Genomic DNA, 25,074 nt, shown 5'->3' with positions numbered 1-25,074 from the left:
AATCAACCATATTTTAACAATATATTCAAAATATAAATTTTTTTTAACCAAAATGCAGGATTTTCTTTTTTATTTAAACCTTGGATGGGAACACATTATTTCACTGGATGCCCTTGATCATCAGCTTTTTGTTCTGGCTTTAATTGCTGTTTATTCTTACAGTGACTGGAAAAAAATTCTGATTCTTGTTACGGCATTCACCATTGGACATTCCATTACATTAGCACTGAGTATTCTGGATATTTTCAGAGTTCCTTCTGACTGGGTGGAATTTTTAATTCCTTTAACCATTGTTCTGACCTCTCTGGATAATATTATCATGAAAAACCAGAAACAAACTCTGATGCGGGCCAATTATTATCTTGCACTGATCTTCGGCCTTGTTCATGGGATGGGATTTGCCAACACCGCAAGAGTAATGATTGCCAAAAGCCAGAGTATAGCCTTACCTTTGCTTGGCTTCAATATCGGGCTGGAACTTGGCCAGATTGTAATTGTTTTTGCTATTTTGATCGTCCTTTTCATTCTGCTCAATCTTTTTAAAGTGAATAAAAAAGACTGGATTTTATTTGTCTCTTCCGGTGTATTTGCTTTATCCCTAAAAATGACTTTGGAAAGAATTCCTTTTTAAAATTTAAATATTCATATTAATTCAACAGGTAATTACTATATTTGATCATCAAAAAATTATTTCGGTTATGAAACTAAAAGTCATTACACTTTCACTTTCTGTATTTGCATATACAGGTTTCACCGCACAAAATATTCAGAATAACCCAGGCAGCAATCATGGCAACAAATTTGAGCAGCTGGGCACTATTCTGCCAACACCCAACATTTACAGAACGGCATCAGGAGCTCCCGGTCACGGATACTGGCAGAACAGGGCCGACTACAATATCACCGCTTATCTGGATGAGGATAAAAGAAATCTGAAAGGTTCAGAAACGGTGACTTATTACAACAATTCTCCTGATGATCTGGATTATATCTGGCTTCAACTTGATGAAAATGAACATTCCAGCATTAGAAATGCCGGGTATGATACTTCATCTGTTCTTCACCCTTCAACAACAGACCAGCAGCTTAAAGTAACGGAACTTCCTGTTAAGGATAACGGGTATGGTGTAAGTCTTGAGAAAGTGACTGATGCTTCGGGTAGTCCTTTGAAATATACAGTCAACAAGACTATGATGCGTATTGATCTGCCCAAGGTTTTGAAAAAGGGCGAGAAATTCGTTTTCAAAGTAGACTGGAACTATAATATTCCCAACAGAATCAAAATGGGCGGCCGGGGCGGTTATGAAAATTTCCCAGAAGACGGCAACGACCTGTATACCATGGCACAATGGTATCCGAGAATGTGTGTGTATAGTGATTTCCAGGGCTGGCAGAACCACCAGTTTACCGGAAGAGGTGAATTTGCGCTGGTTTTCGGAGACTTTAAAGTTTCAATGAATGTTCCTTCCGATCATATTGTTGGCGGAACCGGAGAGTGTAAAAATTATGATCAGGTATTAACGTCTGATCAGCTGTCAAGATACAGAAAAGCTGAAAATGCTTCTGAACCTATTGAAATTGTAACTTTGGATGAAGCTAAGAAGGCGGAAAAAAATCATTCAAAACAAAGAAAAACATGGGTTTTTGAAGCGAAGGATGTACGTGACTTTGCCTGGACTTCTTCCCGAAAATTTGTATGGGACGGAATGCGTGTAACCATTCCTGAAAACAATAATAAAGTAATGGCCATGAGCTTTTATCCAAAGGAATCTTACGGTCTTTACAGAAAGTTTTCCACAAAAGCGGTTGCTCATACCATTAAAACCTATTCGGAATTTACAATTCCTTATCCATACCCTGTAGCCCAATCTGTAGAAGCATCCAGCGGAATGGAATATCCGATGATCTGTTTCAACTTCGGAAGAACCGAAAAGGACGGAACCTATTCTGAAGGAACCAAAAACGGAATGATTGGGGTGATTATTCATGAAGTAGGGCACAACTTTTTCCCAATGATTATCAATTCTGATGAAAGACAGTGGGCATGGATGGATGAAGGTCTGAACACCTTTACAGAATACCTTACAGAAGAAAAATGGGATAATAAGTTTCCTTCCAAAAGAGGACCGGCATGGACCATCGTAGATTATATGAAACTGCCGAAAGATCAGCTGGAGCCTATCATGAGCAACTCTGAAAATATTGTTCAGTATGGACCGAACGCGTATTCAAAACCTGCTACAGGATTGAATATTCTTCGTGAAACAATTATGGGAAGAGAGCTTTTCGACAAAGCTTTTAAAACGTATGCCAAAAGATGGGCTTTCAAACACCCTGAACCTGCAGATTTATTCCGTACCATGGAAGATGCCAGCGGTGAAGACCTGGACTGGTTCTGGAGAGGATGGTTTTACGGTACAGACCCTGTAGATATCGCTATTGATAAAGTAACGGTAGCCGTTCCTAATCTTGAGAGTAATCCTAAAGCTGCTGCTGAAATAAAATATCAGGTAGAAAAACCATTGGTCAACAATTTTGAAGATCTTTCAAAAATCAGAAACAGAGAAGATAAGAATATTAAATTCTATGTAGACGGCGATAAGGATGTTCAGGATTTCTATTACAAATATGACAGAGGCCAGGAAAAGGTAGATAATAATAAGCAATATAGCATCAAAACCGAAGCTGGTCTTCCTTTAGATGCTAAGGATAAAGAGAAATTCAAAAATATTACAGGATATCAGATCGATTTTGTCAACAAGGGCGGATTGGTAATGCCTATCATTCTTGAGTTCACGTTTGAAGACGGTTCAAAAGTATATGATAAATCTGCTGCACAGATCTGGAGGCTGAATGAACAAAAAGTTTCCAAGACCTATTATTTTGATAAGAAAGTGAAATCTATTCAGCTTGATCCCATGAGAGAAACTGCTGATATTGATACCACCAATAATTTCTGGAGCAGCACCGGAACAGGTACTGAAACTTCTAAATTCCAGCTTTTCAAACAAAAACAGGAAGGCGGGAATGTAAGAGGAGGCTCAACCGGAAAGGTTAATCCAATGCAGGCTGCAGGAAAAAGTTAAAACCAGGAAGTTGTAAACTTTAACAAATACAGCACTACTTCGTATTAAAAGATGATAAGAATTATTCTTTTTTTAATATGAAGTAGTGTTTTTTTTGCTTAAATGTGCCTATCCAAAAGTTCAGGAATCAATTGAACTTCTATACAATACCAACACCTGTTTTCCGTCTATAAAAAAATATAACAACCTGACTTAAAAAGCTTTATATTTGAACAAATATCAACATCAATGTCAAAAACCTGATTGACAATAAATGTTCAGGGTTCAAAAAAACAAAATATTACTTATGAAAAATGCCAAATTACTAAGCAGAGATGCTCAGAAAACCATCAATGGCGGGCTTGCTGCCAGACTCGTATGCTGCGAACGCGACGACAACGGAAAATGTACTTTATGGATCGGACCGGGACAAAATTGTCCTTAATCTGTAACCTGATAACAATTAAAATAAAGCCGGAGTTTTCCGGCTTTTCCTTTTTATATTCTCAAGCTCCGGATTTCGGATAAAAAAACATTAATAACTGATAATCAAAATTTTATTATAAAAATAATCAGCAAAAATATATCACATTATAAGGAAAAACAGTATCTTTGATGTACTTCTTTTACACCAAATGTCAAAATCCTGATTGACTTTAAATGCTCAGGATGTACAAACCAAAATATTTTTAACTATGAAAAATGCCAAAGTATTAAGCAGAGATGCTCAGAAATCTATCAATGGCGGAGCTGCAGGACGTTTTTGCTGCGAGTACAATTACAAAGGACAATGTATCCTGTGGATCGGTCCGGGGCAGTATTGTCCGTAAACCCGTTACCTGATAACAATTGAAGATAAAGCCGGAAATTTCCGGCTTTACTTTTTTAACTTAAATGTTCTTTTATATTCTTTTTATAGGTTCTCCCCAAAGGAAGCTCATCACCATTTTTCAGAAAAACATGACTGGAATTATACGAATTAATATGTTCGGACAATACAATATAAGACTTATGGATCCGGATAAATCCCAAATGCTGAAATTTCTCTTCAAAATTGGACATTCTCTCCAGGATCATATATTTTTTCAAAGGCGTCACCAAAACAATATATTCACCGAATCCCTGTATCCACAGAATATCTTTAAGGAAAACCTTGTTCATCACATAATTGGATTTGAACATAATAAAGTCTTCCTGCTGCCGGCTGCCGGCCGAACTTTTAAACTGAACAAAATCCCTTGCTTTATGGACTGCTTTTTTAAAGGTATCAAAATCCACAGGCTTGATAAGGTAATGAACGACATCCAGCTCAAAGGCTTTCACGGCATACTTTGTTTCCAGGGTAAGAAAAATACACAACGGCGGATCAGGAAGCTGCTGCAAAAGCTCTACTCCATTGATTCCAGGCATATTGATATCAAAAACAACCAGATCTGCTTTATGGGTCTTCAGAAATGCAAGCGCTTCCTCCGGTTTCTGAAATGAAGCCAGCAGATCCACTCCTTCAAGCTGATCACAATATTGTTTTACAAGCTGTAATGCAGGATATTCATCATCTACATTAACGATAGTCAGGTTAGCCATTGATAATAATTGTTAAAGCAATTTTATACTGATCATTTTCTTTCGGGCCGGAATAAAATTCATACTGATCAGGATAAAATTTTTCCAATATATGAATAATGGCTTCATTTCCCAACCCGTGATAATCAGATTCAGCGACAAGAGTTCTATCTTTCCCGACAGAATTTATAATTTCAAAATACAGTTCAAAGCGCTCAATATGACAGAATAATTTTATAAAAGCGTGAGCATCTTCCCCTATTGCTGAATGTTTTAAAGCATTTTCAAATAATGTAAGAAGTATAGCGGACGGAATTTCAGCAATTTCAAATTCTTCCTGATCTTCAATATCCATGACAATATCCAGCTGATCATTATATTTAAGCTGATACAAAGCAGCAAGTGCCTTCAGGGAAGAAAATTCCTGAGAAACGGTTACTTTTTCTTTTCCGCTGTCATAAATAATATATTTCAAAAGCTTGCTCAACTGCAAAATAGAATCCGATGTCTTCTCCGAATGGGTAACACTGTTGGCATAGATATTATTGAGGGTATTCAGCAAAAAATGAGGGTTCAGTTTAGACTTCAGCAAATCAAGATAAAGCTGGTCTTTTTCTTCTCCAAGGCTGATCACATCCTGTTCTATTAAAAATTTGTCTTTGGTAATTCCCAAAAAAGAACCCACCAGAATGATGATTCCCTGTGAGATGTACACGTTATACAAAAACCCGACGTGATAGCCTTTTCCACTGAAATCCATCTGAAAAACGGCAGGTTCCCAAAGAATTCTGAAAAGACTGGACCCCAGAAAGAGGATCAAAGCATAGAGGATAAACTCCGGGTATTTATTGGACAAATAGAACCGGGGAACCAGATAATAGTACACCAGATAGTAAATTCCCACATTGAAAATGGTGTTCAAAATAATGCTTATTACCAACTGAGTTGAGTCCAGGAAGTAGTTTTCGGTGAAATAAGTCATCAAAATGAAGATAAAAAGGAAAAAAATGTGCTGAAACCTCAACAAAAATTTCCAACGGTATTTCATAAGGCTTTCCAGAATCTTACCACTAAATAAAATCCTGATAATCAATAATATAAAAATAAAATTAATGATTAAAAACATAGTCCATACCTTATTTTGAAACGCCTCAAATATAAATATCTTTTTGTCTCAAAATGCAGTTCGTTGAGAAAAACTGTCATTGATTGAAAAATTCCAGAGCCGCTCTTTCTAATAAATATATTTGAAAAAGTACAATATTAACCCAATATTATATGAAAATCAATATAAAATTAACCCTTATTTTATCATTATGCTTATTCAACGGACTTTATAGCCAGAGTAAAGATAATTACAATATGTGGTTTCAGTACCTGATGTCGGCAAAACTTACCGATAAAAGTACTTTAACTGCACTTACCCAGTACCGTTCCTTCGATCTGGCTTATGACACAAGACTTTTTCTGGTAAATGCTTATGTAGATTATGAAGTAGCTGAAAATATAAGACCTGCAGCAGGAGCTATGTTTCTGATCCTCGAATCTTACAATGCCGACGATTCTAAAAAGATAAGATATGAAAAAAGACCTTTCCAACAGGTAACTGCGGAGTATTTCATCGGCAGAACCTCCATCTCCAACCGTCTCAGAGTGGAAGAGCGTTTTCTCAGCAACCCCGATGAATTTGAGGTAAGACTCCGGTATCTGATCTCTGTCCGCATTCCTTTCAACAAAAAAGGAGAAAAAGAAAAACTCTACGGTATTCTTAAAAATGAAATAAGAATGAATATGGATAAAGCAGAACCTTTCGACAGCAATCGTATTACCGCAGGCCTTGGAATAAAAGTGGGTAAAAATTCTGCTCTGGAACTGGCCTTTATCAATCAGATGGAAACCGGAAAAACAAGCAATTACGGATTTATAGGCTTCAGAAACAGTTTTGACTGGAGAAAAAAGAAACAACAATAACCTCATTAATATTTATAGATAACTATGCTTACATTTCTTGGTTTTTTAATGATTTTCATCTTCATGATCCTGATCATGAACAAAAAGATGACCCCGCTTACGGCCTTGGTCATTGTGCCGGTAACTATAGCCCTTTTTGCAGGCTTTGGTCCTCAGTTGGGAGACATGATGAAAAACGGTGTCAAAGAAATAGCTCTGACCGGTGTTATGCTGATCTTTGCGATCCTTTATTTCAGTTTAATGATAGACACGGGACTTTTTGAACCGTTAGTGAATATAATTTTAAAAGCAGTTGGAGACAATCCCATCAAAACAACAATAGGAACTGCTGTTCTTACAGCATTGGTTTCATTGGATGGTGATGGCTCATCCACCTACTTAATTGTCGTGGCCGCTATGCTTCCGTTGTATAAAAAACAAGGGATGAATCCGCTGATTCTTACCTGTATTATTATGCTTGCCGGGCAGATTATGAATATTCTTCCCTGGGGAGGACCAACAGCAAGGGTAATGAGTTCCCTGAAACTTGGCCATACTGAAATATTTGTGCCTATGATTCCTATTATGGTTATAGGTATCCTGTGGGTTATATTTGTTGCCTATATTTTGGGCAGAAGGGAAAAAATACGAATTGCAAAACATGGTAAATTTACACGCTACAACAGCAATGATATTATTGGTGAAGCAGATCCTGCACTTCGCCGCCCGAAACTGATTCTGATCAATCTTGCTCTTACCATTACCCTTTTGGTAGTCATGATTCTTGATATTGTTCCTTTAGGGATTGCCTTTATGATTGCTTTCTGTATCGCTTCCATCATCAATTATCCCAAATTAAAGGACCAGCAGAAAATCATTTCCAAACATGCAGGAAATGCCCTATCAGTGGCCGGAATGATCTTTGGAGCCGGAATTTTTACAGGAATCCTGAACGGATCGGGTATTATGCAGGCAATGGGAAACAGTATGATAGAAATAGTTCCTAAGAGCTGGGGCGGTTATATGAATATTGTGACAGCCTTATTCAGTATACCGTTTACTTTTTTCCTATCCAATGATGCCTACTACTTTGGAATATTGCCTATTATCGTTGCTACCGGTCATCAATTGGGAATTTCACCGGAAATATTGGGAAGAGCAAGTCTTATCGGGCAGGGTTCTCACCTTCTCAGTCCATTGGTTCCGTCTACTTATCTGTTGGTATCGCTGGCGGGTGTGGAGTTTTCAGATCATTTGAAATATACATTAAAGTGGGCCTTAGGATCATCAGTCATCATGTTGCTGAGTGCATTGATTCTTGGTATTATATAAGGTTATATCTTTGAATTTCGTAATCTTATTATCTATAAAAAAGTGAATGATGAAAACTGTTAAGCAAAAAACATTTACAGACTCCTATTTAAGAAACCTTACCCTGTATGTTTTCACGGCTATTATCTGTGGCGCATTAACGGGTTATTATTTTCCGGAAGTCGGTAAACAGCTGGAAAAGGTAAGCAGTTACTTTTTTATGCTTCTTGAAGTGTTGATCATTCCTGTTATTTTCATTGCGGTGACCTATGGCGTAAGCTATATTTTCAGCACTAAAAATGCTTTTAAAATTGTAATCCAGATGGTTCTGTATTTTTTAATCATCACTTCCATAAGCATTGTATTGGGAATCGGGTCCGGTCTTCTCTTAAAGCCGGGAGCCAACACGGGAATTATTATTTCTTCGCACAAGGCACTTCCGGAAAGATTTTTAACAACGACCAACAACCCACTGCATATCAGCAACTATGTGCTTTTTCTTTTCATATCCATATCCGCGGGAGTCGTGATTGGTATTTCGAAGAAGAGAAATAACATCTTTAAAGCTTTAGACGCAGGAAGAAATCTGTTTTTCAGGCTCATCAAATATGTGTACCTGTTTCTACCAATAGTCATTTTCTGTAACATCGCTTATGGCATTTCGGTATATGGAATCAATACTTTGCTGCCCTTAAGTAAAATTGTGGCCACCGTATATCTTACCAGTGTATTTTTTATTTTCGGAATATTAGGGATTGTAACGGCTTACTTTAAAATTAATCTTTGGGATTTTTTAATCAGTATTAAAGAAGAAATTATTCTGGTAGTAGCCACTTCTTCTTCCAAGATGGCATTCCCCATGATTTTTGACAAAATGGAATCTCAGGGTTATGACCGGAAAATTCTTCGTCTTATTATTCCTCTCGGGTACAATTTTAATCTGGCGGGAGCCTGCATTTATCTTTCAATATCGTGTATTTTCCTCGTTCAGCTTTACAATATTTCCCTTACGCCAATGGATTATTTCTGGCTTTTTATCACGATTTCCATTGCTTCCAAAACAGCTTCGGGAGTACCGGGATCAGGTTTTCTTGCGCTGATGTTTACCCTAAGCAGGTTTGGAAAAATTCCCACCACAGATCTTGCATTGCTGTACAGTGTAGACCGCTTTATGAACGAAGCCAGATCTGTCACCAATTTCATCGGCATTTCAGTTTCCGCTGCCATTATTTCAAAACTTAATCAAAATTCTATTTCCTTAAAAAATGATGTTTCCTGATTTTACACACCTTCTCAATGACATATTAGAAAACCCTGCAAAATCGATAGCCATTATCGGCAATCTGATCCTTATCGAAAGCCTTCTCTCCGTAGACAATGCGGCCGTATTGGCAACCATCGTCATGGACCTGCCCGAAAATCAAAGAAAAAAAGCTCTGAAATACGGAATCCTTGGAGCTTATGTATTTCGCGGGCTTGCTCTTATTTTCGCCTCCGTACTCATTTCCGTGTGGTGGCTGAAACCACTGGGAGGATTATACCTGATCTATATTTCCTTTGACTGGTTTGTCAAAAAAATAAAAAACACAAATGATGAAGAAAATCCTGAGGAAAACCCCAACAAAGAATCCAGCTGGCTGTATAAAAATTCAATCGGGCTACTTGGGCAGTTCTGGGCAACGGTTGCTATTGTAGAAGTAATGGATCTTGCCTTTTCTATTGATAATGTTTTTGCTGCCGTAGCATTTTCAGATAATTTACTTCTGATTACATTGGGGGTTTTTATTGGAATTTTAGCGATGAGATTTATTGCACAGTGGTTTGTCCGTTTGATGCAGGTATTTCCTTTCCTGGAAACTGCAGCTTTTATTGTCATTGCTATTTTAGGAATTAAACTAAGTTTGTCACTATTTGAGCACTTCTACCCTGCTACGGTATTCGCTCAGTTTTTAGCCAGCCATACCATGGAAATTTTAGTTTCCGCCATTACCGTTCTGTTGTTTGTAGTACCGGTAGCAACCAGTTATCTTTTGGGATTTCCGGCCCGCAAAAAATAATTTTTCTGCCAAATTTTCACATTCGGAAATAAAAATCTGCCATTTCATCCATCAGCGTCTCATGGCATACATTTAGAGAATTACAACACAGAAATAATTAAAAAATTAAATATATTATGTCAGTAAACTTTAAACCATTGGCAGACAGAGTTCTGGTAGAGCCAATCGCAGCAGAAACTAAAACAGCTTCAGGAATCATTATCCCGGACACTGCAAAGGAAAAGCCGCAAGAAGGTACTGTAGTAGCAGTAGGTCCTGGTAAAAAAGACGAGCCTACAACGGTTCAGGTAGGTGACAAAGTACTTTATGGTAAATATTCAGGTTCTGAATTGAAGTTGGAAGGTAAAGATTATTTGATCGTAAGAGAAGCTGATTTATTGGGAATCATCGGGTAAGCTTCTTGCTATTGGCTTCTGGCAAATGGCTTTTTTTCTACATGAAAATTAATGTATGAGAGATTTTAAAAAGTTTGAAGTATGGCAATTAAGTCATCAGCTGACATTGAAAATTTATACTTCAACCAGAAGTTTTCCAAAAGAGGAAATTTTTGGACTCACCTCTCAAATCAGAAGATCATTTGCATCTATTGGATATAATATCTCAGAAGGAAGCGGCAGAAATTCAGATAAAGAATTTGCCAATTTCATCAATATTGCTCTGGGATCATCCAATGAAGCCGAAAACCAATTAATTCTCGCCAAAGATTTAGGATACATTCATGACAATGATTATCACAATCTTTTGGAAGAGTTGACAACATTAAAAAAGAAGCTTGTCACTTTGTGGAACAGGCTCAATGGAAATTAAAAATTAAAGTTAAACACGCGAATTGCAAAAGCTAAAAGCAAAAAGCAAGTCGCCAAAAGCTAAACAAACATGGCAAAAGAAATAAAATTCGATATTGAATCAAGAGACGCTCTAAAAAGAGGGGTTGATGCATTAGCAAATGCAGTAAAAGTAACTTTAGGTCCTAAAGGAAGAAACGTAGTAATCGAAAAATCTTTCGGTGCTCCACACGTAACTAAGGATGGTGTTTCTGTAGCAAAAGAAATCGAACTTGAAGATAAGGTAGAAAACATGGGAGCTCAGATGGTAAAAGAAGTAGCTTCCAAAACCAATGATATCGCAGGAGACGGTACTACTACCGCTACTGTATTGGCACAGGCTATCGTAAGAGAAGGTCTTAAGAACGTAGCGGCTGGTGCTAACCCTATGGATCTTAAAAGAGGGATCGACAAAGCGGTAACTGCTGTTGTTGAAAACCTTAAATCTCAATCTCAGGAGGTTGGAGATTCTTCAGAAAAAATCAAGCAGGTTGCTTCTATCTCTGCTAACAACGACGATACCATCGGTTCTCTAATCGCTGAAGCGTTCGGAAAAGTAGGTAAAGAAGGAGTAATCACTGTAGAAGAGGCTAAAGGTACTGATACAACCGTAGATGTTGTAGAAGGTATGCAGTTCGACAGAGGATACCAGTCACCTTACTTCGTGACGAATCCTGAGAAAATGTTAGCTGAACTTGAAAACCCATATATCCTTTTAGTAGAGAAGAAAATCTCTTCCATGAAAGAATTGTTACCTGTTCTTGAGCCAATTGCACAAGGTGGTAAGTCTCTATTAATCATCTCTGAAGAAGTTGAAGGGGAAGCTTTAGCTACTTTGGTAGTAAACAAATTAAGAGGTTCTCTTAAAATTGCTGCTGTAAAAGCCCCAGGATTCGGAGACAGAAGAAAAGCAATGTTAGAAGATATCGCGATCCTTACAGGTGGACAGGTGATCTCTGAAGAGCAAGGTTTCACAATGGAAAACATCTCTTTAGATATGCTTGGAACTGCTGAGAAAGTAACGATCGACAAAGACAACACAACGGTTGTAAACGGTGGTGGTGACGAAGCGAAAATCAAAGGAAGAGTAGCTCAGATCAAAGCTCAGATGGAAACTACAACTTCTGACTACGACAGAGAAAAACTTCAGGAAAGATTAGCTAAGTTAGCTGGTGGGGTTGCTGTTCTTTACGTAGGAGCTGCTTCTGAAGTAGAAATGAAAGAGAAAAAAGACAGAGTAGATGATGCACTTCACGCTACAAGAGCAGCTGTTGAAGAAGGTATCGTTGCCGGTGGTGGTGTTGCTTTAGTAAGAGCCATCTCTGCACTTGACAATCTTTCAGGATCTAACGCTGACGAAACTACAGGGATCAAAATCGTGAAAAGAGCGATCGAAGAGCCATTAAGACAAATCGTTGCCAACGCAGGTGGTGAAGGTTCTGTAATCGTTGCTAAAGTAGCAGAAGGATCAGGAGACTTCGGATACAACGCGAAAACTGACGAGTATGTTCACATGCTTGAAGCAGGAATCATTGACCCAACTAAAGTAACAAGAGTTGCCCTTGAAAATGCAGCTTCTGTATCTGGAATGCTTTTAACAACTGAATGTGTAATCACTGAAGTAAAGAGCGCTGAACCAGCTATGCCAATGGGTAGTGGAATGCCAGGAATGATGTAACAGCGTGTCGCTAAGACAATTAATATACTAACCGCTCTGCTTTTGTAGGGCGGTTTTTTTTGTGGAATATGGTTTCCCGTAATATAATAATACTTTAATAAATTAATTTAGATTATGAAATAAACAAAAGTTTAAAGTCTAAAGAATTGTGTAGATTTGAATAATAACCATGATTTATGAAAGAAAAAAAAACTGTTTATCAGTTAGAAGAAATTTTTACACCAAGTCAACCCGCAGATATAACATTTGTTGAAAGAAATGAAATAAATAGAAGACTTGACAGAGCTTTGAAAACTCCAGGGAAACAAATAATATTGTATGGCTATTCAGGCGTAGGTAAAACGACTCTCTTAGCTAACAAACTGAAAGAATCCGAATTAAAATATATCAAAACGAATTGTATTACAGGAATGACAATAAATGATATTATTTTGGATGCATTTAATCAACTAGATATCTATTACCCAGTAGAGAAAAGTAAAACTAAATCTAATGGTGGTGGTATTGATTTAAATCTATCATTCTGGATAATTAAAGCAGGTTTAAAAGATGAGAATAAATCTGAAACGAAGATTTCTCAAAAACGAGCTGTAGAACTTCCAATAACTCCTCAGAATTTAGCAAAATATATAGGAGCGAAGGAATTATGTTGGGTTATAGAAGATTTTCATAAGATTGAAGAGAGTCAGAAAACTCAAATGGCACAAATTATGAAAGTTTTCATGGATTCTTCTATAGAATATAAAAAATTAAAAATAATAGCTTTAGGTGCTGTCAACTCGGCACGTGAGGTAGTTCAATATGATCCTGAAATGCGAAATCGTATTGCAGAATTAGAAGTACCACTAATGGATATACCGAACTTAAAAAGAATCATTTCTAATGGAGAAAAGTACCTAAACATTGACTTTGATGATGCAATAAAAAATAGAATAAGTACATATTCAAGTGGCTTACCTGCTGTAACGCATAATTTATGCTTAATTATGTGTGAACTTAATAATATTAGAGAATCCCAAGCTATAAGAAAGAAAATACTATCAACATCTTTTAATGAGGCAATGGAAGAGTTTTTAGAAGAAAACTCGGATTCATTCAAAATTATTTATGAACATGCCACCAAAATAATTCACAAAAGAAAAAATGAAAATCCTCTTGATTTGTTACATGCAATTATACAAGTAAACAAAGAAAACTTCTCAATTTCGGAAATTAAAGAAATTATTCAAACAATTAATTCTTCATATATAGGAAATAATTTAAAAAAATATATAGATGAATTTTGCTCTCCAATCAGGTCTGAAATTCTAAGATTCAATGAAAACTCAAATAGATATTACTTTTCAAATCCTTTTATAAAAGCTTATATTCAATGCGTCTTGAAAAAAGATGTAAATGTTGATAATAATAGTTTTAAATCCGAAGACTTCAGAGAAGAATTTAAAAATATCCTTAAAATAGAACTTAGTTTAGCTAAAAAAGCATTTATACTAGATTTTGGAGATGAATTTGGAAATTTTGAAGATTTTTAAATAACTACCACACAATGATTGTATTAGTTTTATATATTCTAAGTTATTTACCTATATTAAAAATGTTACTAAAGCTTTAAATACAAAATTATTATGAAAACAAATTTATTAGAGTTCATTGAATACCATAAAATTGACAAAAGTGATATAATGGATGCAAAAGGTCTCAGTATTTCTGAGATAAAAGATGAAATGAAAATCAATGATATATTATTTGCTTATAATACTACACCTTGTGGAAATGCAGGTCATACTGTAAGAGATAGACATTCACATTGCATAGTTTGTAATACTGCACACATTGCTTTTATGAAAAGAACCAAAGCAACCGGCTATGTTTATATAGCTGGTAGTATTATAAAAAACTATATTAAAATAGGAATGACAACAGAAGATCCAATTAAAAGAATAGGAAAATTAAATTCTAGAAAAGTTGGAAATACTAATGATTGGATTGTTATAAAAGCTATTAAATGTGATCATGCAAATATGGTTGAAATTGATATTCAAAAAGCACTCCAGAAATATAAAGTTGAAGGGGAATATTATGGAGATGAATCTATTGAATCTGTAGAAATTTTTAGATGTAAATATAATAAAGCCTTAGAAACTGTTGAAAATTATTTCAGAGATAAACAGATTAATAAAAAAGAAGAGAAAACATATTTGTTTAATATTGAAAAATATAATAATTTCAGGAACATTGTAAATCCAAAATATTTATAATAAATCTAATTCCAAAAAGTTTCTAACGTTGCTCTAATAAATAAGCCACAATCGCTCAATATTTTGAACAGCTTATTTTTTAATAATCCGTAAATTTATACTTACAGATATTTATAATTATGTCAATCTTTGAATATGATCATTTTGATAGCCCATTAAAAGTTGGTGATAATAATCCTCATAGGCAAAAATGTGTTTTTTGTCAAAATGAATTAGAAGTATTTTTAATAGATGACTATTGGGATGTAAATTTAAAAGAAATTTATAGTTTTCATCAATTAGGAAAGAGCTGGTGTTATGAAGAAGGAATGGATGAAGAAATGTGGGAGCTTGATCTTTCTAAGTATTCGTGTGAAGCATACTTTCATCACTGTAATAAGTGTGGCTGGTGGAGAATATTAAAGGATGTGACTGTCAGTGCTAAAGTATCGCAGCTATGGCAATTTTTCTATGGTACTGCAGGCCTATTGAAAAGATTAGATTTACACAATATTGATGTTCCCATCAATGAAGTTTCAAAATATCTTCTAGCTAAATATGAAGCAAGATTTAGTCTACACCCAAAATTATTTGAAGATGTAACAGGACAAGTTTTTAAAAATCTCGGATATGATACAATTGTAACTGGTTATTCAAATGATGGAGGAATTGATGTCATTCTAGAAAAGGAAGGAAAGCAAATTGGTGTCCAAGTTAAGAGATACAAGAATAAAATAAAGGTTGATCAAATAAGAGAGTTAATAGGTGCTCTTTTTCTTTCTGGTATATCAAAAGGTATTTTTGTTACTACATCAGATTTTCAAAGTGGAGCAAGTAAAACAGTTAAAAAATCACATGATAGAGGTATGCCTATTGAACTTATAAACTCTAAAAGATTTTATGATATTTTAAAGTTAACTACTGAATCTAAAATTGACAAAGAAAATATTCGAAATAAACTTGAATCAGCTTTAAAAAATAAATTATATAGTTACAATTGGGAAAATCCTATGAATAGTATTTAAAAGGTTACACTTACCATCTAAAATACCCCCACTTCCCCATTTCCTATCCCCCAACTTTTACTTATATTTGTTTCTATAACGTACACAAATATGCAAAACAAAAAAATACATCAGGGGAGAAATATCAAGCGTTTTCGGGAGATGTTGGGCATCAAGCAGGAGGCTTTGGCTTTTGATCTTGGTGAGGACTGGAACCAGAAGAAGATTTCACTTTTGGAGCAGAAAGAAACCATTGAAGATCCTTTGCTGAAAAGGATTTCTGAGGTATTGAAAATTCCTGTGGAAGCTTTCCAGAATTTTGATGAGGAAGAAGCTGTAAATGTAATTGCCAATACTTTTGGCGATCACAGTATTGGATATCAGAAAAATGATAATCCTATTTTCAATCCTATTGAACAAGTGTTAAAACTACACGAAGAAAAAATTGCGCTGTACGAAAGAATGCTGAAAGAAAAAGATGAAATGATGGCCAAATTGGAGCAATTAATTCAGAAATAATAACAGCTCCTTCGCTTCAAAGTGTGATAATTAAACTGACAGAGAGGGATTTCATTTGCAAAACATCTAATATTTATGGAAAGTAATAATTCACGAAATACAAATTCAGGAGTTGATATAATTGGCTTAGGAAAAACAGCAGAAGCAATTCCGAAAGAAGTTTATGTTGAAGCAACAAGAGGTTTAATAAGTACCTTCAATGATATTGTATCGCCTTTGACTCAAACTACCAGTGGAATCGGAAGATATATTAGACAAAAGTTTGATAATATGGTTGAAGTTGAAAAAGCAATTGGAGCACTTACTTTACAAAATGCAATAGAGAAAGCAAAAAAACAGGGAGACCTCTGCACTCCAAAACACCTAAAAAGCTTCATTAATTCTTTTGAAGAAGCATCAAAAGAAACAGATGATACTTTACATAATATGTGGAAAAATATCATAGCAAGCCAAATAAGTGAAAGTGAATTTCATCCGAGATATGTTAATATTTTATCTAATTTAACTTCTAATGAAGCAAAATTACTTTTAAGCTTAAATACTATTCAAAATCTGGGAAAAGATTATAGCTCTTATTTGGGTTCTCCAAGGGATGGATTTATGCACTTTGTACTAAAAAACCATGAATTAAATTTACATAAATGGACATATTCTTGTAATGTTCTTTTAGAATTTGAATTAGCAAATGTTATGGCTCCTAACTCAGGGATTTATAATATTGAAGATAAAGTTACTATCTTGTATTTAACTAATTCAGGAAAAAGGTTTTTAGAAATTGTAAAAAATTAAATTTCCAATACTCTCGCTACTTAAAGTCTCTCGACTTGTACCAATAAAAAATAAATCCGAAGCATTCCGAGATCCGATCCGTAAAATCTCCCGACTTTGCGTAAAAAAGTAATAATCTAAAGTCAGGAGACTTCGGATAGCGAGGCACTTTATGATGAATTGGGAAAATACCAAGAAGCAAAAGTTTTATACGACAAAGTATATGAAAATACAGTAAATATACAGTATAGATTATATTCGGAAATGGATTTGAAAAAGATAGAATAATGATTACATGATTCAGAAATAAAAATTGGTCATAATTATCAAAACGACGAAAGGATTCTTGCAGCAACGGGGATATTCAGCAGCCTCTAAAAAAACAAAGAAACCCGAAGTCCAGACTTCGGGTTTCTTATACGTATATAATCTCCAATTACTCTGAATTTGGAAAATGTAAGGTATTCAGTATAAATGGGCATTTAAAGTGAATACTGGGCCATTTAATACTGCTGTAATAAATACTTTAAAATATCTGTAGTAGTTACAATACCTTTTAGGTCACCATTTTCTACCACCGGAACAGAATGAAAACTGTGTTCGGATAAAATCTCTGCCACTTCTTTTATGGTGGTCTCAGGATTTACAGTGAGAGGAGCTTTTGTCATCACCTGCGAAATAGTAAATACGTCGTATACCACTGCTGACACAGGAATATCTTCCGCATCATCCGATTGTTCTACATCCGCATAGCTGATTTTTAATAAATCACTATAACTTAATACGCCTAATAACTTTTGATTTTCTACAACCGGAATATGCCTGATTTTATTTTTTTTAAATAAATTTTCAGCCTCATACAATGATTGTGTAAGATTGAGTGTAATCAGGTCTTTAGTCATAATTTGGGAAATTGGAACTCTTTGTTTCATAGCATTTTTGTTTAGATTATTGTGAAGATTTACAATGAAAAACGAACCTTAAATCCCTTTTTCATACTCAAAGTTAGCGAAGAAACACCTGCCTCATCATACCATTGCAGCTGATATTTATCAATTTTCCCTGCTGTATGACATGTAAAATATCATGGGTTCATTTTGGGGAATTTTTAAAGATTTTTTTAAATTTAATACATAATTTTCAGGACTTTACCCCCAAAAAAACAATCGGTTCTTCGTATCCCGCTCCGCAAAGTCTCCCGACTTTGCGGAAAAAAATAAAGCACCTCTACCCTCTTCTATAAATCCTTCAGCCTTTATTACAGGTCCTCCAGCCACTTCATGAAGTATCTCCAGCCCCTTCCATAAGTCCTTACAGCCCCTTGGGTAAGGAGGTATCTCCCCTTCATAACGGCCTTTACCCCCTTATGCAACCCCCTATAACCACTTCATAAAGCCCCTCTCCCCCCTTCCATAAGTCCCTTTACCCCCTTGGATAAGGGGCTATACCCCCTTCATGAACCCCCTCTATCCCCTTAGGTAAGGGGGTAGCGAGACCTGACGAAATATAAAGTGTGATTGAAATCGACCATTTTTTAGAAAAATAACCTCATGCTTGTCTGAATAAAGTAATTTTAAAATTCTCTTCAACTTTTTCCTATCTTTAAACCATGATTATCCTATCAAAGTCCGGTACTAAAAATAAATCCGGACTTCAATAAAGAAAATCAGATAAAACAAACACACTAAACCTCATACCATTGAAAACAAAATTATTATTCCTTTCATTTTTGGGCTCACTGCTCGCCCATGCACAAACACTTCAATTTAAAACGCTCGCCAATATGTCTGCAGGAAGAGGAGCCCTATCCAGTGTCATTGTAGATGATAATATCTATGTGAGCAACGGATATCAGGAAAGCGGAGGTATGGCCAATTATATTGAAAAATACAATATTACAGACAACAAATGGAGTGTTCTCAATGCAACTATAAGTCCTAAAAAATTTGCTAATTCGGAGACGTATAATAATAAAATGTATATTTTTAACGGTTGGGGAAACAGCCATCTTGAAATTGTAGATCTTGAAACCCTGAAAGTAACAAAGGGTGCTGTGAACCGTTCGTATACAGGAAATGCAGGTTCTGCCATCCATAACGGGAAAATATATGTGTTCGGCGGAAGCGGACTCAACGGCGCTGCAACCACTGCATTTTCCAACAGATTCCAATATTATGATATTACTTCAGATACCTGGCATCCCTTACCGGATATGCCCACCGCCAGAGAAGCAAAGGGAAAAATTGTGAATGACAAATTGTATGTCATTGGCGGTTTCAACGGTACCTCATCCCGCCTGATCAATATCTACGACATCAATACCAATCGCTGGACCGATCAGATTACGATGCCAGCCGGGATATCAGGACATTCATTAGCGGTATCCGGTGATAAGATTTTCATTGCAGGAGGTTACAATAATCAGACGTTTCTGGCTTATTTCGATACAAAAACCAATAAATTCCATCAGCTGTCATCCAATATGATTCCCAGAAGACACGCTGCAACGGAAGTTTATAACAATAAATTATACATCATCGGCGGAAGTACAACGTCAGTAACCAAATCAGCTATTAAAAGTACACAAGCAGCTGATATTTCTGAAAGTGTCCTTTCTTCCAATACAGCCAATGAAGACCGTGAGACCACAACAAGAGTCTATACCAATGCATCCAGAGATGGTTTTATCATCAGCAATAAAAATAACAGCAATCAGTTTGAATTTACCGTCTACTCTTTAGATGGACAAGTGATCAACAGGGGCTTTGCCTATTATAACAGAAATATTGACTTATCCAAAGTACAGCGCGGAACTTATATCTTTAGCTTTAAAGATGAAAAAGGGGTTTTGCAGAAGATTAAAATTGTAAGATGATAGTAAGTGCTATTTATTAAATATTTGCATTAGCACCATAATCCATTAAAACAGCTTTGATGGATTTACAGGATTTGAAAACTAATAACCATACTATGAACGCTCAGGAACTTCAGACATTACTCACTGAAAGAGCTGAAAAATTTCATCTCAAAAATGAAGCATTTCACACGCTCCACAAAATACTCTCAGAAGATCCTGAAGAATTGACAGGAGGCTTTGCCCGCCACGAAATTACTTTTGTATTTGAGGGATACCAATATCTGATTGAACAGCAATACCGGGAACCTGTTATCCGGGCAAGAATAAGTCTTTGTGTGGAAAACGAAATCTATCTTAAAAACCTGGAGCCCATCGGATATTATGATCTTGAAATGAATTTTGATGGCGAAATAGTAGATGACTGGTTTGTTATCGAAAAGGAGAAATACCTGAAAGACATCGGAATCATATCCTATTTTCAGGAGATGAACAAAAAGATGCCTTCTCACTATTTAAAAGGAAATCATGGCGAATATGAATTTGTTTCCTATATATCCTTAGTTGGAACACTATTCATAAGCAAAGATTTTGAAGGCTCCGGAGTATTTGTCGACAGAGCAAACACTTATTTAAAAGATTATTCTTTACCTGATAAAGATTACTTAAAGGAATGCAGATATTTCCTGAAAATAATGAGCCGCTACCTGATAGAAAACAACCTGGTTTCTGAAGAATTGAAACAGAAATTAGACTTGAAACGTGAAAAATAAAGTCTCCATTTTTTATCCCTCCAACTTTCCCTTATATTTGTTTCAATAACGGTCTGATCAATGATGACGGCACAAACCAAACAAAAAATATGACAACAAAAGAAGATTTCTGGGACAGGAAAAAGAAATTAAATGATGATTTTTTCGCAATGAGTTCCCTGGCAAACCCAGCCACCAAAGAACAGATTACAAAGTATGAAGAAAGTACAGGTTTTACGTTCAGTGAAGATGTTAAGGATTTCCTGACAACATTTGGCTCCTTGCTTCTTGAAGTTAAAGAAGAAGTATGGAAACGACCCGAAGAATTTGATGTTCTTCCGGCCTGGAAATTCGGATACGCCTTTTTTGTATATGGCCTTTCACAGGATAAAGAAATGCCTTCATGGATGGGTTTTGAAGAGAAACATGCCGAAGCTCTTGAATATAAAGAAAAACCTTTAGGGCAGTTATTTTTCAAACGCAGCGGAAATCTGTACAGAGCTTATACCGACAACGGCATCATCAAAGTGGAGTACGACAAATATGACGAGGAAGATTACGATATATTTGAAGGAAATATTTATGATTTCCTGATAGAGGAAATTAACAAATTAGAAGAAGATTATCAAGAATATATCAACGAAGGAAAATCCTGATCTGAATATGAAAAAAGCATTTGAGTTTCTCACCCATTTAAAAGAAAATAACAACCGGGAATGGTTCGCAAAGCACAAATCTGAATATGATGCCATTGTAAAGGAAAATAAAGTTTTCTTCACTCAGATCTACAATGAACTTCAGGAGCATGATCAGCTTAAAGGAATGCATATTTTCAGGATTTATAATGACGTCCGTTTTTCCAAAAACAAAACACCCTATAAAACCAATTTCGGAGTGGGATATTCCCGTTCGAAGCCTATGCTGAGAGGCGGATATTATATTCAGCTGGAACCGGGTAACAGTTTTGTAGGTGGTGGATTCTGGGGACCGGAAGCCAAAGATTTGCTTCGCATCCGTAAAGAATTTGAAATCAGCAGCTCAGAAATTGAAAAAATCACCTCTGATAAGACTTTTATACAATATTTTGGAGAACTGAAAGGTGATGCTGTAAAAACGGCACCGCGGGGTTTTGATAAAAATCATCCGGCTATTGACCTGATCAGAAAAAAACAATTTCTGGTGATGCGGAAATTTACAGATAAGGAGGTTCTGTCAGACAGCTTTCAGAAAGAAGCCATCCTGACTTTGCTTGCCATGCGGCCTTTTTTTGATTATATGAGTGAAGTGCTGACAACGGATCTCAATGGAGAGCCTTTGTTCTAAAATCATTTATAATAGACTCTAATATCATCATTCATGAATAATATTTTTAGAGAATCAGCAGAACCTTTTATATTTTCAGCTATTCAGATTTATAATAGTACGGATGATTAAATTAATGAAATCCGTCAGCTCAATTTTAAAATTACTGTTTAACACAGATCACTTAATATGAAAAAGTTAATCATAGTTACGTGTTTGGTATTGGTACTGACTCTTTATAATTATCCTATTTTTGATGATAAAAAAATTACATTTGCTGTTATTTTTCTGTGCTTTGTTGTTCTTATATTTTCAGTAGCAAAACTGTATTATCCCGATGAGAAAGATTATGATCCATTTGAAAGGGAAATGGATAGACTGCATCAATATGACGGGATTTTTCAATACACAGAAAAAGGGTTTTATATTAAGGAAAAGACTAACTCTGAATTTATAAAATGGGATGAAATTATTTCAATATATTTTTTCAGTGTCCCAACTCCATTCAGTGATAGAAAACAATCCGGGCTTGAAATCATTACCGGTAATAAAAGCTATGAATTTGATTATACTATAACACCTGGAATCGTAAAATTAGAAGATCAGCTTTCATTGCATCTTCCAACCTGGGATATGGATTCTCCAACGGTCATAATTAATAATTTCGGGCTTGAGAAAACAAAGTTATATGAAAAAAACTTGCTCTAAAGTATAGATGATTATGCCAGTCACCATTAAAATAAAAAACAAGACCAATTGGCTATTGACCATTATATTAGGGTTAGGGTTACTCATACTCTCTTTTATTATTCTTATAATTATTCCTCTTATGAGCATACAGAGTGAAGGTTTTTCTTTTATTTACATTCTTTTTGTTACACCTTTTGCAGCATTTTTTATTGTATTTCTTTACTTCTGGCTATGGATCACCGAAAGCAAAGCCAGTCAAATAACAGATGAAATAAAAAAAAGTTGGTGTTAAATGAAAAAAACTGATCGGGCAAAGCATCGCATATGCATTTCAAAAATTAAAAGAAGGACCATTCAGCCTTATGATGTTTTTCAATGGACCAGCTTTTATGAAGATAATCAAACTTTTTTCAATGCATACCCAAACATTCCTATCCAATTAAAAGAAGAAGAATTGCTGATCTGTTCTACTATTATTGACTTAGATAATTACAGTATTCTGACGACTCAGAAATTGATCACATCAGAAAAAGGAGTTTTGGAATCCGGGCTCATTATACATGCAGAAAATGGATTGTATGGAAATTTTAAAGGACATGGAAATGAGAAGTTTACTTTTGGAAAAATCATTCTGGAAAATGGAAAAATCTTAAAATATTTTATTGAAACTGGAAAAGCGTCAATGGTTATGGTCAATGGTGTTAAAACTTTAATTCAAATTAAATAATCCTCTACTCTTCTTCAATAAAAACATTTTTATAACTCCATGTAATATTATCACACTCAAAAGTGTCTTATTTAAAAAAAATTACATGAAATCTATTCTCACCTGTATCGTTTTAATGTTTGCGATGCATCCTCTTTTTTCACAGAAATCCCAAAAACTGGAACAGTTATTTTCAACGTATGAAAAAGCAGGATTGTTCAGTGGTTCTGTTTTGATTGCCGAAAAAGGAAAAATTATTTTTGAAAATAGCTACGGCTACAGGAACGCACCCAGGAAGGAGAAAAATACCAATAACAGTCTTTATAGAGTTTTCTCCACCACAAAAATGTTCACAGCAACCGTTATTTTTCAGTTGGAAGAACAGGGAAAATTATCTCTGGATGACAAACTCTCCAAATATTATCCTGATTTTCCGAAGGGTGACAGCATTACTTTAGCTCATCTGCTTTCCCATACATCAGGAATTCAAAATCATACCAACTCTGAGGATACTGTAGATGAAGAAATATTTTTAAAATATATTTCTGCAAAACCCTTGAATTTTCCCCCGGGCAAAGACTGGGATTACTCCAATTCCGGATATTATATTCTGGGTTACATCATTAAAAAAGTAACAGGTTCAGATTATGATAAAGTGATAGAGAATAATATCCTGAAGCCCCTTACAATGAACCATAGCGGATTCAACTTCAACAGTGTTACGGATGAGAATAAAGCATTAGGTTATGAATTTCTATCCGATAATAAGTCTAATGAAGCATTACGTTTCAAAACTGACCATCCTTTTGGGGCAGGAGCCATGTATTCTACGGTAGAAGATCTTTTCAAGTTTAACGAAGCATTAAAGAATCACACCCTTCTGAAAAAGGAAACCACAGATAAAGCTTTTACTCCCTATCTCAAGGATCATTATGGATTAGGCTTCCAGATTTCGACTGTTTTTAACAAAAAACGGGTGGGGCATGATGGCGGCGGGCCTGGTTACAGAAGCAGATATCACAGAATTCCGGAGGATGATATTTGTGTGATTGTCATATCAAATTCAGAACTTTCACACACGGATTATATCTTTCCTCAAGTAGAAAAAATACTGTACAATAAACCATATAGCATTCCGGCCATTGCAAAAGTGAGTGCCGAGGATTTAAAAAAGCTGGATGGAGTTTATTCCACCGAAAATTCAAACTTTTACATCAGGAGTGCCGATGGAAAGCTGGTCTTTAAAGAAGGCAATTATCCAAGAAATGCCTTGCTTCCAAAAAGCAGGACCTCATTTCAATTGGATGAAAAATTTTCCTGTACTTTTAAACCGGATAAAAATGGAAAAATAGATACTGTTGTTATACATTTCTGGGACGGAACTGTGAAAACAGCTAAAAGGAAGGCCAATACTCTTACGTGGGGAATTATCGGAAACGCAACGCCGAACGGTTGGGAAGGAAAAGATATACCACTACAAACAGATCCTAAATATCCGAATATCTATTTTCTGAAAAATTATACGTTAAAAAAAGGTAATTTAAAATTCAGGGGTAATAATGACTGGGGGTACAGCCTTGGACTGAATAATGATAATCAAAGTATTGCCTTTGATGCCTATGACTTTCCCATTTCTGAAGATGGAATCTATGATATTGTCCTCGACATGACCGATGCTGTAAAACCACAATACAGCATTAAAAAATCAAATCCATAAAATTGACATTTATAAAGTAAATAATACTTGTTTTCAAACCGTTCTATTTAAGAATGGTTTTTTATTTTGGATATCCA

General features: G+C 35.4%; 26 protein-coding genes. 23 read left to right on the top strand and 3 right to left on the bottom strand.

What is annotated here, in order from left to right; genetic code table 11:
- The first annotated feature begins 52 nt into the window (after window positions 1–52).
- From LIV57_RS14830 to LIV57_RS22920, 4 genes are all read left to right on the top strand, one after another.
- The gene (locus LIV57_RS14830; RefSeq protein WP_227943265.1) at window positions 53–631 is read left to right on the top strand and encodes a HupE/UreJ family protein; all 579 of its coding nucleotides are present in this window, start codon (window positions 53–55) and stop codon (window positions 629–631) included.
- A 67-nt stretch (window positions 632–698) separates the two neighbouring features.
- Window positions 699–3,086: a M1 family metallopeptidase gene (locus LIV57_RS14825; RefSeq protein WP_227943264.1), complete on the top strand. Its 2,388-nt coding sequence runs from the start codon at window positions 699–701 to the stop codon at window positions 3,084–3,086.
- A 286-nt stretch (window positions 3,087–3,372) separates the two neighbouring features.
- Window positions 3,373–3,510, top strand: a complete 138-nt coding sequence (locus LIV57_RS14820; RefSeq protein WP_167348788.1) for a hypothetical protein — start codon at window positions 3,373–3,375, stop codon at window positions 3,508–3,510.
- Between the two features lie 250 nt (window positions 3,511–3,760).
- On the top strand, window positions 3,761–3,895 hold the full coding sequence (locus LIV57_RS22920) for a hypothetical protein (RefSeq protein WP_262484577.1): 135 nt from the start codon (window positions 3,761–3,763) through the stop codon (window positions 3,893–3,895).
- Between the two features lie 55 nt (window positions 3,896–3,950).
- Here the strand turns inward: LIV57_RS22920 and LIV57_RS14815 are convergent, their stop codons facing one another.
- A complete protein-coding gene (locus tag LIV57_RS14815; RefSeq protein WP_227943263.1) occupies window positions 3,951–4,649 on the bottom strand; it encodes a LytR/AlgR family response regulator transcription factor in 699 nt (232 codons plus the stop codon).
- Entirely contained in the window at window positions 4,642–5,610 is a 969-nt protein-coding gene (locus tag LIV57_RS14810) for a sensor histidine kinase (protein WP_227943262.1), read from the bottom strand. The genes LIV57_RS14815 and LIV57_RS14810 overlap by 8 nt, the downstream gene beginning before the upstream one ends.
- Window positions 5,611–5,906: 296 nt before the next feature.
- Here LIV57_RS14810 and LIV57_RS14805 point away from each other — a divergent pair, with 296 nt between their 5' ends.
- The 12 genes from LIV57_RS14805 (at window position 5,907) to LIV57_RS14750 (ending at window position 16,997) form a co-directional block, all read left to right on the top strand.
- Window positions 5,907–6,599 carry a DUF2490 domain-containing protein gene (locus tag LIV57_RS14805; RefSeq protein ID WP_227943261.1) on the top strand — a complete coding sequence of 231 codons (693 nt, stop codon included), beginning with the start codon at window positions 5,907–5,909 and terminating at the stop codon, window positions 6,597–6,599.
- Between the two features lie 24 nt (window positions 6,600–6,623).
- Window positions 6,624–7,910 carry a CitMHS family transporter gene (locus tag LIV57_RS14800; RefSeq protein ID WP_227943259.1) on the top strand — a complete coding sequence of 429 codons (1,287 nt, stop codon included), beginning with the start codon at window positions 6,624–6,626 and terminating at the stop codon, window positions 7,908–7,910.
- A 46-nt stretch (window positions 7,911–7,956) separates the two neighbouring features.
- Window positions 7,957–9,168, top strand: coding sequence for a cation:dicarboxylate symporter family transporter (locus LIV57_RS14795; RefSeq protein ID WP_227943257.1), 1,212 nt, complete (start codon window positions 7,957–7,959; stop codon window positions 9,166–9,168).
- Window positions 9,155–9,946 (top strand): TerC family protein, encoded by a 792-nt coding sequence (locus tag LIV57_RS14790; RefSeq protein WP_227943255.1) that lies wholly within the window; start codon window positions 9,155–9,157, stop codon window positions 9,944–9,946. The genes LIV57_RS14795 and LIV57_RS14790 overlap by 14 nt, the downstream gene beginning before the upstream one ends.
- A 116-nt stretch (window positions 9,947–10,062) precedes the next feature.
- Window positions 10,063–10,341: a co-chaperone GroES gene (gene groES / locus LIV57_RS14785; RefSeq protein WP_002976538.1), complete on the top strand. Its 279-nt coding sequence runs from the start codon at window positions 10,063–10,065 to the stop codon at window positions 10,339–10,341.
- A gap of 55 nt (window positions 10,342–10,396) precedes the next feature.
- A complete protein-coding gene (locus LIV57_RS14780; RefSeq protein ID WP_227943253.1) occupies window positions 10,397–10,753 on the top strand; it encodes a four helix bundle protein in 357 nt (118 codons plus the stop codon).
- Window positions 10,754–10,822: 69 nt separating this feature from the next.
- Window positions 10,823–12,448, top strand: coding sequence for a chaperonin GroEL (gene groL, locus LIV57_RS14775; RefSeq protein WP_227943252.1), 1,626 nt, complete (start codon window positions 10,823–10,825; stop codon window positions 12,446–12,448).
- Window positions 12,449–12,624: 176 nt separating this feature from the next.
- Window positions 12,625–13,980, top strand: coding sequence for a EutP/PduV family microcompartment system protein (locus LIV57_RS14770; protein WP_227943251.1), 1,356 nt, complete (start codon window positions 12,625–12,627; stop codon window positions 13,978–13,980).
- A 93-nt stretch (window positions 13,981–14,073) separates the two neighbouring features.
- Entirely contained in the window at window positions 14,074–14,706 is a 633-nt protein-coding gene (locus LIV57_RS14765; RefSeq protein ID WP_227943250.1) for a GIY-YIG nuclease family protein, read from the top strand.
- A 119-nt stretch (window positions 14,707–14,825) separates the two neighbouring features.
- On the top strand, window positions 14,826–15,710 hold the full coding sequence (locus tag LIV57_RS14760) for a restriction endonuclease (RefSeq protein ID WP_227943249.1): 885 nt from the start codon (window positions 14,826–14,828) through the stop codon (window positions 15,708–15,710).
- Between the two features lie 90 nt (window positions 15,711–15,800).
- The gene (locus LIV57_RS14755) at window positions 15,801–16,208 is read left to right on the top strand and encodes a helix-turn-helix transcriptional regulator (RefSeq protein WP_227943248.1); all 408 of its coding nucleotides are present in this window, start codon (window positions 15,801–15,803) and stop codon (window positions 16,206–16,208) included.
- Between the two features lie 75 nt (window positions 16,209–16,283).
- Complete coding sequence (locus LIV57_RS14750) at window positions 16,284–16,997, top strand: Abi-alpha family protein (protein ID WP_227943247.1); 714 nt, start codon at window positions 16,284–16,286, stop codon at window positions 16,995–16,997.
- Window positions 16,998–17,479: 482 nt separating this feature from the next.
- Here LIV57_RS14750 and LIV57_RS14745 read toward each other — a convergent pair whose 3' ends face one another.
- Window positions 17,480–17,908 (bottom strand): CBS domain-containing protein, encoded by a 429-nt coding sequence (locus tag LIV57_RS14745; protein ID WP_227943246.1) that lies wholly within the window; start codon window positions 17,906–17,908, stop codon window positions 17,480–17,482.
- A gap of 767 nt (window positions 17,909–18,675) precedes the next feature.
- Here LIV57_RS14745 and LIV57_RS14740 point away from each other — a divergent pair.
- The 7 genes from LIV57_RS14740 to LIV57_RS14710 all read left to right on the top strand — a co-directional run bounded on the left by LIV57_RS14740 (window position 18,676) and on the right by LIV57_RS14710 (window position 24,997).
- Window positions 18,676–19,851, top strand: a complete 1,176-nt coding sequence (locus LIV57_RS14740) for a T9SS C-terminal target domain-containing protein (protein ID WP_227943244.1) — start codon at window positions 18,676–18,678, stop codon at window positions 19,849–19,851.
- A 59-nt stretch (window positions 19,852–19,910) separates the two neighbouring features.
- On the top strand, window positions 19,911–20,603 hold the full coding sequence (locus LIV57_RS14735) for a hypothetical protein (RefSeq protein ID WP_227943243.1): 693 nt from the start codon (window positions 19,911–19,913) through the stop codon (window positions 20,601–20,603).
- An 89-nt stretch (window positions 20,604–20,692) separates the two neighbouring features.
- Window positions 20,693–21,238, top strand: a complete 546-nt coding sequence (locus tag LIV57_RS14730) for a hypothetical protein (RefSeq protein WP_227943241.1) — start codon at window positions 20,693–20,695, stop codon at window positions 21,236–21,238.
- Window positions 21,239–21,245: 7 nt separating this feature from the next.
- Complete coding sequence (locus LIV57_RS14725; RefSeq protein WP_227943239.1) at window positions 21,246–21,905, top strand: DUF2461 domain-containing protein; 660 nt, start codon at window positions 21,246–21,248, stop codon at window positions 21,903–21,905.
- 168 nt (window positions 21,906–22,073) lie between these two features.
- Window positions 22,074–22,592, top strand: a complete 519-nt coding sequence (locus LIV57_RS14720) for a hypothetical protein (protein ID WP_227943237.1) — start codon at window positions 22,074–22,076, stop codon at window positions 22,590–22,592.
- Between the two features lie 274 nt (window positions 22,593–22,866).
- Entirely contained in the window at window positions 22,867–23,301 is a 435-nt protein-coding gene (locus tag LIV57_RS14715) for a hypothetical protein (protein ID WP_227943235.1), read from the top strand.
- Window positions 23,302–23,386: 85 nt separating this feature from the next.
- Window positions 23,387–24,997 carry a serine hydrolase gene (locus tag LIV57_RS14710; RefSeq protein ID WP_227943234.1) on the top strand — a complete coding sequence of 537 codons (1,611 nt, stop codon included), beginning with the start codon at window positions 23,387–23,389 and terminating at the stop codon, window positions 24,995–24,997.
- Window positions 24,998–25,074: the final 77 nt, after the last annotated feature.

This window comes from Chryseobacterium sp. X308, from assembly GCF_020733145.1.
GTDB lineage: Bacteria > Bacteroidota > Bacteroidia > Flavobacteriales > Weeksellaceae > Chryseobacterium > Chryseobacterium cupriresistens.
The sequence above is the reverse complement of the archived record's forward strand: the minus strand, read 5'-3'. Positions and strand labels throughout refer to the sequence as shown.

Excerpts from the sequence above, each read along its gene's own strand:
- LIV57_RS14760 (WP_227943249.1), top strand. The coding sequence starts at position 14,826 with ATGTCAATCTTTGAATATGATCATTTTGATAGCCCATTAAAAGTTGGT.
- LIV57_RS22920 (WP_262484577.1), top strand. The coding sequence starts at position 3,761 with ATGAAAAATGCCAAAGTATTAAGCAGAGATGCTCAGAAATCTATCAAT.
- LIV57_RS14710 (WP_227943234.1), top strand. The coding sequence starts at position 23,387 with ATGAAATCTATTCTCACCTGTATCGTTTTAATGTTTGCGATGCATCCT.
- LIV57_RS14810 (WP_227943262.1), bottom strand. The coding sequence starts at position 5,610 with ATGACTTATTTCACCGAAAACTACTTCCTGGACTCAACTCAGTTGGTA.
- LIV57_RS14780 (WP_227943253.1), top strand. The coding sequence starts at position 10,397 with ATGAGAGATTTTAAAAAGTTTGAAGTATGGCAATTAAGTCATCAGCTG.
- LIV57_RS14800 (WP_227943259.1), top strand. The coding sequence starts at position 6,624 with ATGCTTACATTTCTTGGTTTTTTAATGATTTTCATCTTCATGATCCTG.
- LIV57_RS14815 (WP_227943263.1), bottom strand. The coding sequence starts at position 4,649 with ATGGCTAACCTGACTATCGTTAATGTAGATGATGAATATCCTGCATTA.
- LIV57_RS14830 (WP_227943265.1), top strand. The coding sequence starts at position 53 with ATGCAGGATTTTCTTTTTTATTTAAACCTTGGATGGGAACACATTATT.
- groL (WP_227943252.1), top strand. The coding sequence starts at position 10,823 with ATGGCAAAAGAAATAAAATTCGATATTGAATCAAGAGACGCTCTAAAA.
- LIV57_RS14745 (WP_227943246.1), bottom strand. The coding sequence starts at position 17,908 with ATGAAACAAAGAGTTCCAATTTCCCAAATTATGACTAAAGACCTGATT.
- LIV57_RS14755 (WP_227943248.1), top strand. The coding sequence starts at position 15,801 with ATGCAAAACAAAAAAATACATCAGGGGAGAAATATCAAGCGTTTTCGG.
- LIV57_RS14790 (WP_227943255.1), top strand. The coding sequence starts at position 9,155 with ATGATGTTTCCTGATTTTACACACCTTCTCAATGACATATTAGAAAAC.
- LIV57_RS14770 (WP_227943251.1), top strand. The coding sequence starts at position 12,625 with ATGAAAGAAAAAAAAACTGTTTATCAGTTAGAAGAAATTTTTACACCA.
- LIV57_RS14795 (WP_227943257.1), top strand. The coding sequence starts at position 7,957 with ATGATGAAAACTGTTAAGCAAAAAACATTTACAGACTCCTATTTAAGA.
- LIV57_RS14805 (WP_227943261.1), top strand. The coding sequence starts at position 5,907 with ATGAAAATCAATATAAAATTAACCCTTATTTTATCATTATGCTTATTC.
- LIV57_RS14820 (WP_167348788.1), top strand. The coding sequence starts at position 3,373 with ATGAAAAATGCCAAATTACTAAGCAGAGATGCTCAGAAAACCATCAAT.
- LIV57_RS14825 (WP_227943264.1), top strand. The coding sequence starts at position 699 with ATGAAACTAAAAGTCATTACACTTTCACTTTCTGTATTTGCATATACA.
- LIV57_RS14735 (WP_227943243.1), top strand. The coding sequence starts at position 19,911 with ATGGATTTACAGGATTTGAAAACTAATAACCATACTATGAACGCTCAG.
- LIV57_RS14730 (WP_227943241.1), top strand. The coding sequence starts at position 20,693 with ATGACAACAAAAGAAGATTTCTGGGACAGGAAAAAGAAATTAAATGAT.
- LIV57_RS14750 (WP_227943247.1), top strand. The coding sequence starts at position 16,284 with ATGGAAAGTAATAATTCACGAAATACAAATTCAGGAGTTGATATAATT.
- LIV57_RS14715 (WP_227943235.1), top strand. The coding sequence starts at position 22,867 with ATGAAAAAAACTGATCGGGCAAAGCATCGCATATGCATTTCAAAAATT.
- LIV57_RS14725 (WP_227943239.1), top strand. The coding sequence starts at position 21,246 with ATGAAAAAAGCATTTGAGTTTCTCACCCATTTAAAAGAAAATAACAAC.
- LIV57_RS14720 (WP_227943237.1), top strand. The coding sequence starts at position 22,074 with ATGAAAAAGTTAATCATAGTTACGTGTTTGGTATTGGTACTGACTCTT.
- LIV57_RS14765 (WP_227943250.1), top strand. The coding sequence starts at position 14,074 with ATGAAAACAAATTTATTAGAGTTCATTGAATACCATAAAATTGACAAA.
- groES (WP_002976538.1), top strand. The coding sequence starts at position 10,063 with ATGTCAGTAAACTTTAAACCATTGGCAGACAGAGTTCTGGTAGAGCCA.